Consider the following 14,269-nt stretch of genomic DNA (forward strand, 5'->3'; position numbering starts at 1 on the left):
TTAATCATATCCCCAGCCATATTATAGCTGTAGCTGGTGATCTTGCCTTCGGCATCCGTCACGGATATTAATTGGGAAAGCGCATCGTAAGCATATGTGGTTTTATTCCCCTTCGCATCCGTCGTAGACATCAGATGTCCATAGTTGTCGTAGACACTGCTGGATAACGTAAGATTTCCGGTCGATTTCAGTTCTTCGGTTTTAATTACCCGGCCTAGTATATCGTAAGTCTCCCGGATTTGGTTGCCTACTCCGTCTTTGATCGTCTTGGTCCGGGCGGCATCATTATAGGTATACGTTGTAGTACTGGTTCCATCATTTTCAGTCAGAATCCGACCGTAGGCATCATAGGTGAAGGTGCTTTTATTTCCTTCCGCATCCGTTTGGCCGATAAGCCGATCAAACGAGTCATAGGTATTGGTGATACTCCCCAAAGCATCGGTTTGTTTGGTTAAGCGCCCGAACGGGTCATATTCATATGTCGTTTTAGCGCCGTTTGGAGCCGTAACAACCGTGGTATTTGTGGAATCATTATATGAAGAGCTTATTTTGGAGCCATCCGGATTTGTCTGTGTTAATGGACGGCCTATAGCATCATAAGTCACGGTTGTGTTGTAACGATTCCCATCCTTGTAGTTTAATAAATTCCCCCTATTATCATAACTAGCATCTTGAACAATCGAAGCTTTGACTCCTTGCGCATTGGTTACACTTACACTTTGTTGAATTTTTGACGGGGCATATTCAAACGTTTGATTGACAACCGTATCCGAGGAATCTCCCTTCATCCTGATCTCAATGGGATTCCCGTACGTGTTATATTGATAATTGGTTTGTCCGTATAACTTCCCGGAACTGTCTTTCACTTGGACCTGACTCAGTGTAGCTGTGTCGTCATCATAAGTATAGCTTGTAATCAAGCTATTTGTTGAACTGACCGGTACCGTGACTTTGATCGGAGACCATCTTCTCACATTATAATTTACGTAATAATCGTACTCATAAGTGGTCGTAACTCCCATAGGGTCGGTTTGGGAAGTAATCAGTCCCCAGTCGTTGTAAGAAGTTTTCGTGGTTACGGCAGAAGAACTGGACGAGCCGGTGTAAGAGCGGCTCTGAATTTGAATGGGGACCGCACGATATTTCGTTTTATCGTAAGTATAATTCGTTTCCTGACGCATCTGCTTATCAAGTGATTCCACAGTCGTTTTTGTAAGATATACCACTTCGGGTCTGCGGTTGCCGGAAAAATCTTTCTCATAGTGATACGTAGTTAATGTCAAGCCATCATCTACGATGGCGGAGAAGGTATCGTCCTCTCCATAAACCGCCCCGATATCGCCTTCCAGCTCTACATCCATACTGCTATATTCTGTTTCTTCCGTCGTACTGTAAAATAAGTGTCTGACTTTGTATACAGGTTCATATTGGACGGCTACTTCTCCAATATGACGCGCGGCAAGACCGGCATACGCATATTGAACCATAGCTTTCGTCGGAAACTCGATTGCGGTGAGCTCAACCCAATCATTAACTCCCCAATAAATCATTCGTTCGGTTCCCGTATAATATTCGTAACCGCTTATAAGATTGAAGAAGTTCCAATCGATATAGTAATCATACTTTGTAGATCTTCCCACCGGATCAACAACTTCCGAAAGAACCTCGTGATCTCGTACATCCCCTTCCATAACCGTTTTATGATACACAACGGTTTGAGTCTCGCCTTTTGCTATATTGTAGGCATTGATTTCAACCGACTGATCGTCAAAGTCGGTATATAAATAGCTGACCATTTCATCTTTTCCGGCATAGACGAATACAGAGTCAAGCCCGTCGGCTCCCCAACTGAACTTGATGTGATTCCCGTATTGATTGGTGATTAATACTACATCGCCGTTGCTGGTGAAATAGGTATTGATCCCTGCGGTATAATCAAATAAGACATAGTCCGCATCATCCACTTCGAAATATTCATCCAATTCCTCAAGACGGGATTCACTCACTTCTCCAAAGTCCAGATTATCCCACGGGTAACCTACCAATTCATCATCCTCTTCAATATCAAGAACATAGGTTCCTAGATTGGGAAGATAAATATACTGAGTGCCCTCTTCTTTTTTTAAATAGGGAATATCCCAAATCCAGCCTTGCCCTATGTTGAACCGTCGTTCTTCTTTCGTTATTTTCGTTTCGTTCTCCCATCGATCGGTATCCACAGTCATACGATCCTTACTAAGCGAACTGTCATAAATCCGCGTTAAAGCAAAATCCAGACCGTTTACGCCTTCAAGATATAAATCCGTGGCCGTCACCCGAAGGGAGCCGTCGAGGGTTGAGATTTGATCCGTTTCCGAACCTACCGTATAGGGGGCGCTGTTCATTTTGATGTTCTGACGTTCCAACGCCACACTATCATATTTGGAAGAGGCTGCCAAAAATGAATTCAATCCATAGACATCATCGGTGACAGACGGTTTGGTTATGTAGACATCTTCTGTAACGGTTTTCACGCCATAAACATCATCCGTAATAGATGATGTATATAATGGATCTGCTACTCTGCCGGGATAAGTGGATTGCATATATTCTTCATAAGAACCGCCCGATTCTTGATGAAGTAACCCCTGATAAATTTCATGAAGCAAATAGCCACGCAGTAATTCCTGAAGTACCCAATCCCGTTCAACATGAAAGCGTTCAGTTAACGTTGTAATGGTAATAAGTTCTTCAGGGTCCAATTCAACAGGCAATGAGTCAGGCGAAACTATATCATCGTACACATCTGATGTAACTGTGCTTTGAACTAAAGGGATGTCAGTATTTTCGGCAAAGACGGATGGTAAGATATTTGGATTAACTATTGTAATAAACAGTAAGATAAAAACTAATATCTCGCTTATTCGCTTTTTCATAAGCAAATTCCCCTTTATTTATTTTGGCCGCTTCTTCTAAACGTAAAAGTTAATCCCCGCGTTGTGAATTCCTAGTTTAATGCCCACCCTTTAACGCCTTGCATTAAATATCCTGAAATTTTATTTCCAGTATATTACCATTCGCATCATACTTATATAACACCTTGGAACCATCACTATAAGTTATAGACTCCAATTGATTCGAGCTATTATACTGATAGGTGGCCTTCGTATTAGTATAGGAAAATTCTAATGCATCGATGAATGCGGTCCCCGTTCCCCCATTTCCCGTCGACTTAATAACCAAATTTATGGAAGCTGTTGTTGCCTGTTTAGGGACCTTCCCAGAGGTAGTAAGTAAAATATATCCTCCTGTTACTGTTTTTCTCTCCAGATAAATTCTATCGATCCAAACTCCATTTTCGTCTGCAAAATCAACGGAATACTCCAATTGACTATTGGTTAATGAAGAGATATTTACAAGGGCTTTCATTGAAAAGGATAGTTCTGGTTTCACTTTAATATCTTGTTTTATTCCTATACTTTTGTCTTTCGTCATTCCGGTTCCTACTATTTTCTGAGCGGTATGTCCGTTATAAACAGGTGATTGTACTAATCCAAAGTTGGCTGTTGAACCGTCGCTGGTGATCTTACTCCATCCTGTTCCAATGTCAGCTGATTGACCAAACTCTTCAAAGCTCCAATTGTTAATGAGGTTGGCTCCAAAGGTAGCTGCTCTGAAATCAATTAGTTCAGAATAGTTCCCTGAATTATCAAATGCTCTTACCGAGAACTTATACCACTTTCTAGGCTGAAGACCCTTGGCAGTGTAGGTATTAGTTGTTATCGTCCCTAAAAAGATGTCATCTTGATAAACCTCATAGCCCATAATCTCCACATTATCCACTGGAGGGTCCCAGGTGAATTCAATTTTTTGATAAGTCTGTTGTACTATCCGAAAATTGTAGGGGGCTTTCAATGGCTCAGGAGTTTCTTCCCCGTAATACAACGATACATTGTCCACATATACCGTTCCTCCGCCATCTTCCCCGATCGATCGTAAGGTCAGGTTCACCGTGGCTTCTGCTGCCGTTGCCGGAGTTTCCCCGGACAGCCGCAATGCTACATAACCATCGGTCAGCTCCGTTTGCTCTACCAAATTGGAGTCCAGCCACTCTCCCTCTGCATCTCCGTAATCTATAGAAAACTCTAGCTTCGCATTTCTCAGTTCTTCCGTCTTCACATGAGCTATCATAGCGAATGCCTTGCTCGGCTCAATGTCTACCGTTTGGTAGATCTTTATCCGTCCTTCCTCCGGAATTCCGCTGCCTGCGATCTGTTGAGCATAAGTTCCTTCCTCCACGGGCGAGGAGACGACCTGCATGTTCGGTAYGGCYCCYTCGGTTACGCTGGAATCCCATTCGTCCGCTATTCCCTCGGTTCCCGTATAGGTTTCAAAACCGCTATTTTCTAGCAAATTATTGTACTCATCATTTGAAGATTCCGGCTCATAAAAGAAAGCCGGATCGATCTGCTGCGATAACTTGACTTTCAAGTTCTTCTGCAAAAATCCTTGAGGGGTAAATCTCAAACAGCAATAATAAGATTACTCCCAAGCGTAGTGCTTTTTTGTGAGTGACTTTAAACTTCTTCAACATTTAAGCCCTCCAATCAATAAGATTCATAGAAATAACAAACCAATAAAACAAAATTCCCTGAAAAGATATTAATTACTATTATTTATTACATTTTTTTACAAAATTCAGTTAAGTACAGTATAGTCAAATCATTATTTTTCCGGTAGAGGTTAATTTTGTATTTTTTATGTCGAAATCAGTTAGAATTAGAAAATTTCGATCATCTCTCTATCTTTTTTATTTTATGTAATAGGGCATATAAAGGGGCTTCGTTATGTGGAGAAAAAGACATACTAATAATTAAATTGCCAATCCTTTTAGTATGATGAATTATGGAGGTAATCGGTCTCTAAATAAAAAATTGATCAATAGAAAGATCTTGGGACTTCACCCCTTTTAGTTATTCAAGATTGATCTCTTGAAAACTTATCCAATCGGGGTGAAGTCCCTTTTAATGCAGAAACAATACCATATAGAAACTCATTTTTCACGAAATGCTAAACCGATATTTTTTCCTCTTACCCATCACGGCTCTTCGCCAAAAATCAACTCCCCGTTGCGGTAAACGGTAATCCGGTCGTTGGCTGTGTAGCTGGTCAAGCTTGGCGCGAAGGAGTAGTCGTCGCCCTGGTTGTAGTTGGACCAGTCGTTCTTGTGGATGCGGAACTGGATGTCGCCGCTGTTGCCGGAAGCCGAAAGCGTGCCCGCACCCGCCGCAAAGGAAAACTCCGCGTACGTGTCGGCCCCGTTTACCGGCGCGGCCAATGGAACGACAGCGGTTGTAATGTTCGCCTTGCCTATCGCAGCGTAATCGATTTCCACGGTCTGGGCCGAGCTTCCGTCGCTCGTATACCAGTAACGAACGGTCAGCTCGCTCAGCGGGATGGAAATGGTGGAACTGCTTTTAAGCTGCAGGTCGGCTCGGATCGAGTTGACGGCGGTTCCCGTTTCTCCGACGCGGTAAAGCGGAGTGACGGCAACGACTTCAGGATTGGGCTCCCCGCCCGGGTTTCCGCCGACGGGAGGGAAGGTGACCTGCTTCATGATCCGGTCCAGCATCTGCTGCTTGGGCTCATTCCAGGTCACCCAGTCGTCGAGCAGAAGTCCCCCGGTATCGCCGCTGTTCGGGTTCAGCGTCCAATACGTCCAATAGAGATCGTTGTCGCCGATGTAATCGACCAGCGCGTTTTGCCATTTGCCTTCCACGGATACAGTATCGACGCTGCGTCCGCCGAATTCGCTGACAATCAGCGGGGCGATGCCCTCCTTACTGATATATCCCCAGGTCTGGTCCCATAGCGCCGGCATGTTATTCGGGAAGTTCGGATCGCTGAACCAGGTTTGCGAAGCGACGCCCGGGCCGTAATCATGCGGCGAATAGACCAGCTGATTGGGCACATCCAACTCCACCGGATAATTCCGAACTCCGGTCAGGTTGCCGCCCCACCAATAACCGCTGGAATTGCCCTGCACATTCTTCTCGATGCCTTCGACAATGATCAGCCAATGCGGATTGACGTCAAGAATCGCATTGCCCGCCCGCTCGGCGGCCAGACGCCAATCCGTCGCCAAATTGCCGGTGCCCCAGCTGGCGTCGCCGTGCGGCTCATTGTGCAGATCCGCCCCGATCACCGTCGGGTTGTCCAAATACCGCTCCGCCAGCATGACCCAATCGCTAATCCAGCGCGATTCCGGGTAGGCGTTCGTATACCACAACGCCGATTGGCCGCCGGAATCCGGCCGGTGACGGTCCAGGAAGATGCGGATGCCGCGGTTGCCGGCTTTTTCGATCAGCTTATCCATGATCTCAATCGGTTTCAGGCCAACTAGGTCGGGGTTCTTGGCATAATCGATGCTGTTGGCCTGGGAGCCTGCGTCAAACATCTGGTTGCAGTATGGGAGCCGGATCAGGTTGTATCCTTCGGATTTCACCTGATCCAGCACATCGTCCATGGAACGGGACCATAATCCGTGCGGCGAGTAGTTCCCCGTCTCGAAGCCAAACCAGTTCAGCCCGTTGAAGGCGGCCGGATTTCCGTCGGAATCGACGATCCGGTTGCCCGAGGTATGGAAGTAACCTTCCCCGTCCTCGGCCCGCGCGCTGCCGCCCGAATAGGCGAAGATGCCCGCCAGCAGCACGCTCGCCAATAATACCTTCGCAAGTCTCTTAAAGCTAAACAACATTCCTATTCCCTCCTCGATTCTATTAATGAAGCCAAACGAAAATCAATACACCAACAAAGAAAGCGCATTCATTTCTGACCTCTATGAAAGTCGAGTTGCAATTTTCCGACCATTAACAAGGTAACCTCTGTCTGAGGAAAAGGGTAATGAGGGGTGAACCGGCCGATTCGACTATATTATACATCCATATAGCAAATATTGTAAATCAATAGATTACATTGGATATATTATCAATTGTTGGTCGCTCCACGATCAAGCAAAAAAGGCCTCTCAAGAAGCCGCAGAACGACATTTGAGAGACCATACCATATTTTTGCTTGAAGATCCTTGCGCTCTATTTCATTTTGCCTACGACTTTTACTCTTAATCTGGTCGCATTCTCCGGATGGTAAGCCAGCGGCGTCTCTTCCACTTCGACCAATTCGATCGTATCGGAAGCCGCTCCGGCCAATACAGCCTGCTTGACCGCTTTTTCCTCGGCATCCTTCAATGAAGCCTCGCGCGGTTCGCGCGAATAAATATAAATCTGTTCATATTGCCCGCTGATTTGGGCGATCGATGCGCCGATGGCATTGGCAACATTTCCGTTCTCCGTCTTCATCATGCTTGCTACGCCGCGAATCGTATCCGGGATAATAATACTGCCCCCGCCGACAAGCACGAGCTTAACATCTTCGGACGATGTTTTCATTTTATCGATCGCCTGCTCGACAATCGCGGCAATTTCGGCTTGCACCGCCTTCGCGAAGTCCTCCTCAATGTGGGACACTAGGCTCTTGTCGCCCACCTCGGCCAGTCCCAGCCGGACGGCGATATCCGTGGTCGTGAGTGTACTGCCGCCAAAGACAAGCGCTTCTTCGCCGATTCTATAGCCTACGCTGTCGGGCCCGACCGTAATTCTGCCCCGGTCGTCCACGCGAACGATGCTTCCCCCGCCCAGTCCGACGGAGATAATATCCGGCATTCTGAAATTGGTGCGGATATCGCCGACTTCGACGGCGACCGACGACTCTCTGGGGAACCCGTCCTGCAGGACCCCGATATCCGAAGTCGTGCCGCCGACGTCGAGCACCATCGTATCTTTGATCTGCGCCAAATAAGAGGCGCCGCGAATGCTGTTCGTCGGTCCGCAGGCAATCGTGAGGATCGGGAACTGTTTGGCGTATTCGATTGACATCAAGGTTCCGTCATTTTGACACAGATACACGGCCGCATCCGTGATCCCTTCCTCTTCCAGCGCATGTACGAACCCTTGCGTCGTCGTCTCAATCACCTTGCATAACGCCGCATTCAAGATCGTTGCATTTTCCCGCTCGATAAGTCCGACCGAACCGATCAAGGAAGAGCAGGAGACAGGAAATTCTTCTCCGTACACTTCATGAATCACATCGCGCACCTGGAATTCCTGATCGTTTTTAATGGAAGAAAACACGCCGATGACCGCAATCGACTCCACTTTGTCCCGCCATTCCTCCAAGAGGGCTTTAATTTCGGCTTCGTTGACTTCACCGAGCAATTGGCCGTCATACTCATAACCGCCTTGAACCAAAGCGTAGTTTCCCGACAGCTTTTCAACCATATCATTAGGCCAAGCCGTATACGGAGGGACGGAAGCCGTTGCGGGATAGCCCAGCCGGATGACCCCGACCTTCGCCAGCTTCTTGCGCTCAACAATCGCATTGGTGCATTGCGTCGTGCCTAACATGGCATGCGTAATTTTGGTTTTATCGATATTCGCTTCCTGCAGCAAATTCCTGAGCGATGTTTCAATCCCTGTCTTGATATCCAAGCTTGTCGGGGATTTCACGGCGTGAATCAACCGATGCCGCTCGTCCAAAATAATAGCGTCCGTATTCGTTCCGCCCACATCGATCCCGATTCTATACATGATCAGCCACCGCCTTTTTTACCAGTTCTTCAATCGGAACATAATCGTAATCATACCCGAAGTATCTTGGCCCCGCGGTTTGGATGCCTTTTTCCGTTCTCCATTTCTCATGGGCAGGGAGTCCGAGCACCCGCACGCGTTTGCCGTATTTCAGGCTCTCGGTCGTAACCGGAGACAATGTTTCGTAATCGACCAGACAGAGTAAATCCGGGGTCATCCCGACCACTTGGCCGCCCTTTTCGGCGATGAGATTCTCATTTTGAAAATGAACCTTCATATTGCCGCCTTTATGGGCTTCGATCCCTTCCAGAATCATTTTGCCGAGGTTGAATCCTCCCTTGGTTTCCCGGATGACATCGACGATTTTCCCTTGGAAAAGCTCATAACCGGATACCAAAGCCAAGAGCTCCTGCAGTTTTTCTTTCGCTTCCTTGTTTTTTGAAGCAATAATATCCCCGATTCGTTCGGACAGGGTAACGATATGATGAACTCCGCTCTTCTTCATCTGAGCGCCGGTCGTCGGATACAAGCTCACCAATGCGCTGGCTCCCATTTCCACCGTGGCCGCCCGGGCCAAACGCTCCGTCCATTTATTGTCGATCGTTTCGAAAATGCCGATATTCCCTTTCTCATCGGTAATCGCCATCGGTGTCGCCGAGATGCCGTCCAGGTTGAACGTCACCATCTGAAGCTCGGGGAAGGCTCTGCCCATCCCGTCGCAATCGACCAGCGGCAAGCCGAGCTGCGCCGCGACGACGATCGGAATCATGGAATTGACGCCGCCCGCTTCCATCGGATACGTGCCCGCGATTTTGTCTTTGCCCAAATACTTCGCCAGCTTTTGAAACACTTTGACGAACTCGCTTCCGTTCGGGAATTTCTCCGCCGATACGGAAGGGGCTCCCATCATGGCTGCCGGAATAAAAAAGTCTTCATCGCCGATTTCATCGACCGAAACCAATTTGACGGGCCCGTTCTTCTCCACGGCCGAAATCGCCATCAGTTTTCCGATATAAGGATCTCCGCCGCCGCCCGTTCCCAGGAATGCGGCTCCTATCGCAATATTTTCAATCGCGGCTTTATCTAAATATCTCATCGATTTACCTCCAATAGGTCAGACTTTGAAGCAGTGAAACGATATCCAACGATATACAGGACAAATGAAATTACAATGCCGATGAGCGGCTGATTGGATACCTGAGGCAAGCTAGGGAAAAATGACAGCAAGACGGGAAGGCAGGCAATGACCGAACCGATCAGCCAGGAATATACGCCTAGGCGATTCACGCCCTCGGTTTCCTTCCAGCAGCCCTTATCCCCTTTGTTCATCACCCAATAGGAAGCGATCATGACGCCCGCTACAGGAGGAACCATGGCCGACAAAATGGACATTACGGGTGTAAAGTAATCCAAGATGCCGATGACGGCGAGTACTGTACCGATCAGCCCGGCTACACCTACGGCCCATTTTTCCTTATCCTTGGATACGTTAAACACATTGATCAACGCGAACCCGCCCGAGATCGCATTCACCATATTGGTCTTCCATGCCGCCAGAATCAACACGACCCCGCCGATAAACGGAGTAGTGATATTCAAAAAGACGGCCGTAACATCATTCGTTTGATAGGCCAGGGTTAAGACAGCCCCTACGCTGATCATCAGTACGCCTGCCGGGATAATGCCGAAGAGGGCCGCCTTCCACACATCGGAACGCTTCACGGAAAATTGCGAATAATCCCCGGCAATGACCGCTCCGAGCGCAAAAGACCCCATCGTTACCGCCAACCCGTCCATAAAGTTCATGTTTTGTTCGGGTCTATAGCTAGAGATAAGCTGCAAAGTCTCTCCATTCAACGCTTTGATCAGACCGTACACACAAAGCACGACCAGCAAAGGCACCGCGATATAGCTGAGCACACGCAGCACTTTGATTCCGTACATCGCGGAAACGACCATGACCAGGCCGCAGATCAGCGAGGCTACGGGAACCGGCATCGCAATATCGAACTCGGCCAGCAAATTCGCCAGCGCCGCCCCGCACACATTGGCCTGAATCCCGAACCAACCGAGGCAGGCGATAGTCAGAATGATCGATAGAATCGTGCGTGACCCCTTTTTGCCAAACACCTGGCTGGCGACTTGAACGGTCGACTTCCCCAAATCCGTGCTTTGAATTCCCTGTAAAATCATGAGGGCCACGATAATGGCATACCCGATCAACGCGACCAATAATGTCTTGGAAATGCTCATACCGGAAATCAGCGTATTTCCTACTAGAAGACCCGGTATACTAATCATTGCTCCGGCCCAGACTATCCCCAGAGTGAACCAAGACTGAGTTTTTTCATTATTGCTCATACACTCTACTCCCCCAATCTTGATCGATGGACTAAAAACTTTTTTTCTTATTGTAAAAGAAGAAAAGAGAACCGTCTTTTTCAGAAATAAAAATAAAAATCCGAATTTTTGTCGATTTCGACAAGAACTTCGGATTCTTAGGATTTAACTGTTAATTAACCGGTAAATCATACAGGCCAGGTACACATCGTAAAATTCGGAATTCATCGTCACATCGTATCCAATCAGCTCACTGATCTTCCTGATGCGATATTTTACCGTATTCTTGTGGACATACAGGAGCTTGGCACAGGCATCGAAATTCCCCTTTGCATCCAATAGAAATACCATTAGTGTTCTAACCGATTCGGGGTCCTCTAAAACGGGCGCGATCACCGACATCCATTCTTCAATGACCTCTTCCCCTTGCACACTCAAGTCAATGGCTCGCTTCATCGAGCGAATTTCCGCGGCCGTAAACCATTTTCGCTGACGATAAATCAGATGGACCTTCTTCCCGACTTGATTGACGAGCTGATACATCCGGCGCACATCCGTCGTATTTCTCATTCTTGGCGCGTATACCATTTCGGATATGGACGATATGAAGCTTGTCGTCTCGACATACTCCTCGGCAATTTCGATTTCACTGTATTTGTAAGAGCAATTGCCCAACAGCACGATAATGCAATGATCGATTGTTTGAATGACCGCCGTTTTATAGTATTTGGAGAGATGCTCCGCCAGTTCTTCCCTGATGCGTTTTTCCTCCGATAAATCCTGAATATAGACGAGCCACATCATCTGGATCGCCGCCACGTCGATGTGAAGCAGATGCGCCAGTCTCCGCATTTTTTCGCTTTCATCGTTAATGATCGCCTTTACCAAGGCGTATTCGCTGACCTCGTTATGCTTGTCTCCCCAAAGATTAATGGCCACCTGCACGACCTCGCTGATTTTGTCGATCGTCTTCCCCGGTAATTTCGAGTTCTCTTTGATCACAAACAGATACAGAATTTCTCCATTCTTTTGATGAATGCTCCTATGCTCGACAAAACAAGAGATATCCGTTTCTTCCATTCTTCTTCTGCCGTTGACCATCGGAGGTCCGTATTCATGGACCAACTTCAACACATCCAAAGTCGAGTTGCGCGGCCACATCACCTGATTGACAATCTCCAAATTCGTGTTCGTCAGCACCATATTGGCCTTCAGCCGGTCGGATAGCAATTTCAGCATAATTTCCACACTCCGTGAATGCTCCGGCAGGAACGACACCTTCTCTAACGATTCATTGACGAAATTATCGTTGATCGTTTGATTGTCCAGAACAATCGCTTCCATCACTTCATAAATGACCTCGTTATAGCGAAGGGAAAAATCGTTCTCGGGCATGCAGATAATCATAAAATTTTGCGACTCGGCTAATTGCAGCACTTCCTCCGGCACTTTGGGGATGATGATTCCCACATAATATAAAATCAGTCCCACTTCTCCGAGATCGATCAAGTATTGGACCGCTTCGCACTGCTTGTCTACGCTGTCCTTGATGGAATACAGAGAGCTGATCACAATCTCTTCCGCATACCACTCTTCCTGTACCGTTTGGACGATCTCCGAAGAAAAGTCCACGTTGGAAACCTCCAATACGGATAAGGAGGAGACGGTTCGATGGAGACTGTTTCTTCCGGTCAACACCTTTGCGCCTCTAAACGAAGGCAATTGCAGCATATCTTTAACGGTTACCCCATGACATTCACCACTTCTTCTTGTTCAAATCATTAAGTTATTATCCTGCTGAAAAGGAAGGCCTATACTTTACAGGCTTTTCTAAAATTTTAAAGTGTATTCTGCCGGATTGCCACCAAAAAACAAAAACCGCTGCGTCATGAACGGAACCGCTGCGGTTTATTATCAAAGTATATTCAGAAATATTGGGGGTATTGCTTGGACATGCTGTTCACCTGTTCCAGCAGGCTGCCCGAGTGCTCCGTCACGGCTTGGCGCAGGCCTTCCGCATCGCGGCGGCGGATGGCCGCAACCATGTTTTCATGCTGACGGATATGGGACTGCCGGGCGCCTTCCATCTTGCCGTACAACAGACAAATGCGGTTAAAATGGGAGGCTACCTCTTCAATCGTATACCAGGCAAGCGATTCTCCCGCCGTCTCGAATATAAGCTGGTGGAAACGATTGTCCTTATGGTAAAACTCGATAAAAAACTTCCTGTCCAAGTATTTCTTCTGTTTGTTGATCAATTCCTGCATTGTATCCGCCACCAGTTCGCTGCACTTGCGGATAAATTCATCCACCACGGCGGATTCCAGCGAAGTGCGAATAAACCATTCCTCGCGCACCCGCTGTAAATCGATTTTGGAAACTACCGTTTTGCGCTGAGGATAGATTTCCACAAGGCCGGACTGTTGCAGACGCACGACGGCTTCCCGGACCGGCGTACGGCTAACGCCGTAGCGTTCGGACAGCTTCTGTACGCTCACGTCCATGCCCGGCTCCAGCGTCATGTTCATGATGTCTTCTTTGATCTTATTATATGTCACGTCGTTTAATGAACTGCTGTTATTAATGATCTTCAACGGTTTCCCTACACCTTCCCGAACCCAATCCTAGAACGTTACGATATATGTTCTCCGCGGCGGAAGAATCGTAACTGAAATACAAAAGAAAATCCAGAATAAACGGGGAATAGTTTAGTCCGTTCAACTCCCGGGTAAACGCCATCGCTGCGATTTCACTCAAAGCGCGAATGGTTGAATAGTTCTTAAACCTGAGAAAATTCCATAATAAAATTTTTTCGGTCCGTGTATATATTTCCGGTTCGAGCCGCTCTTCCACAGCATGAAAAATTTCATGCCCCAGGATAGTATTCATTATATCATCTTGCCGGAATAGTTCAACCAGACACGGTGCTTCCCGGGACACCAGCCGCGCCGCCTTACGAACGGGTTCCGCCATTACGACGATGTTGTCCGGCGGAGTATAGCAGGCGAACAGGATACGGTTTCCTGTCATGAAAGCTTCCTTGAACTCGATCCTCAACTTCAATTTTTCAGCAAGCAAGTGTACATCCGTACAGCCATATTCATCGATCATTTGCCGGGCGACTTGTTTGCCGCAAAGCATCGCCTTGGCCGTCATCTCCGCTTTTTGTTCCCGCCGGATACGGCGGTTTAACAGATCCCTGGAAAAAGCATATTCTCCCCAGGTATCGTCATCCACCCCCAACAACGCCCCGATCTTATCCTCCAACTGGTTCGGCTCCCGCATGCTCCCTCCGTTCCCGGTAC

Annotated in this window: 9 protein-coding genes; all 9 read right to left on the bottom strand. The window is 47.5% G+C overall.

Annotated elements, in window-relative coordinates; translation table 11 throughout:
- Positions 1-2,915 (bottom strand): RHS repeat domain-containing protein (locus tag V3851_RS17135; protein ID WP_462686687.1); only part of this gene is annotated, 2,915 nt, incomplete at its 3' end.
- Between the two features lie 103 nt (positions 2,916-3,018).
- The gene (locus V3851_RS17140) at positions 3,019-4,470 is read right to left on the bottom strand and encodes a fibronectin type III domain-containing protein (protein ID WP_331847776.1); all 1,452 of its coding nucleotides are present in this window, start codon (positions 4,468-4,470) and stop codon (positions 3,019-3,021) included.
- A 607-nt stretch (positions 4,471-5,077) separates the two neighbouring features.
- Complete coding sequence (locus V3851_RS17145) at positions 5,078-6,736, bottom strand: cellulase family glycosylhydrolase (RefSeq protein WP_331847777.1); 1,659 nt, start codon at positions 6,734-6,736, stop codon at positions 5,078-5,080.
- Between the two features lie 334 nt (positions 6,737-7,070).
- Positions 7,071-8,624, bottom strand: a complete 1,554-nt coding sequence (locus tag V3851_RS17150; protein ID WP_331847778.1) for a hydantoinase/oxoprolinase family protein — start codon at positions 8,622-8,624, stop codon at positions 7,071-7,073.
- Positions 8,617-9,720, bottom strand: coding sequence for a DUF917 domain-containing protein (locus tag V3851_RS17155; protein WP_331847779.1), 1,104 nt, complete (start codon positions 9,718-9,720; stop codon positions 8,617-8,619). Before V3851_RS17155 ends, V3851_RS17150 begins: the two co-directional genes overlap by 8 nt.
- Positions 9,717-10,985 (bottom strand): cytosine permease, encoded by a 1,269-nt coding sequence (locus tag V3851_RS17160; RefSeq protein ID WP_331847780.1) that lies wholly within the window; start codon positions 10,983-10,985, stop codon positions 9,717-9,719. The genes V3851_RS17155 and V3851_RS17160 overlap by 4 nt, the downstream gene beginning before the upstream one ends.
- A gap of 144 nt (positions 10,986-11,129) precedes the next feature.
- Entirely contained in the window at positions 11,130-12,695 is a 1,566-nt protein-coding gene (locus V3851_RS17165; protein WP_331847781.1) for a PucR family transcriptional regulator, read from the bottom strand.
- A 194-nt stretch (positions 12,696-12,889) separates the two neighbouring features.
- Positions 12,890-13,558, bottom strand: a complete 669-nt coding sequence (locus V3851_RS17170) for a GntR family transcriptional regulator (protein ID WP_331847782.1) — start codon at positions 13,556-13,558, stop codon at positions 12,890-12,892.
- Positions 13,545-14,249, bottom strand: coding sequence for a hypothetical protein (locus tag V3851_RS17175; protein ID WP_331847783.1), 705 nt, complete (start codon positions 14,247-14,249; stop codon positions 13,545-13,547). The genes V3851_RS17170 and V3851_RS17175 overlap by 14 nt, the downstream gene beginning before the upstream one ends.
- Between the last annotated feature and the right edge of the window lie 20 nt (positions 14,250-14,269).

Origin of the sequence: Paenibacillus haidiansis, from assembly GCF_036553665.1 — a bacterium.
In the GTDB taxonomy this organism is placed as follows: domain Bacteria; phylum Bacillota; class Bacilli; order Paenibacillales; family Paenibacillaceae; genus Fontibacillus; species Fontibacillus haidiansis.

What these genes read in the sequence shown, in the direction of transcription:
- V3851_RS17145 (WP_331847777.1), bottom strand. Translation starts at nt 6,736, where the DNA reads ATGTTGTTTAGCTTTAAGAGACTTGCGAAGGTATTATTGGCGAGCGTG.
- V3851_RS17150 (WP_331847778.1), bottom strand. Translation starts at nt 8,624, where the DNA reads ATGTATAGAATCGGGATCGATGTGGGCGGAACGAATACGGACGCTATT.
- V3851_RS17155 (WP_331847779.1), bottom strand. Translation starts at nt 9,720, where the DNA reads ATGAGATATTTAGATAAAGCCGCGATTGAAAATATTGCGATAGGAGCC.
- V3851_RS17160 (WP_331847780.1), bottom strand. Translation starts at nt 10,985, where the DNA reads ATGAGCAATAATGAAAAAACTCAGTCTTGGTTCACTCTGGGGATAGTC.
- V3851_RS17165 (WP_331847781.1), bottom strand. Translation starts at nt 12,695, where the DNA reads ATGCTGCAATTGCCTTCGTTTAGAGGCGCAAAGGTGTTGACCGGAAGA.
- V3851_RS17175 (WP_331847783.1), bottom strand. Translation starts at nt 14,249, where the DNA reads ATGCGGGAGCCGAACCAGTTGGAGGATAAGATCGGGGCGTTGTTGGGG.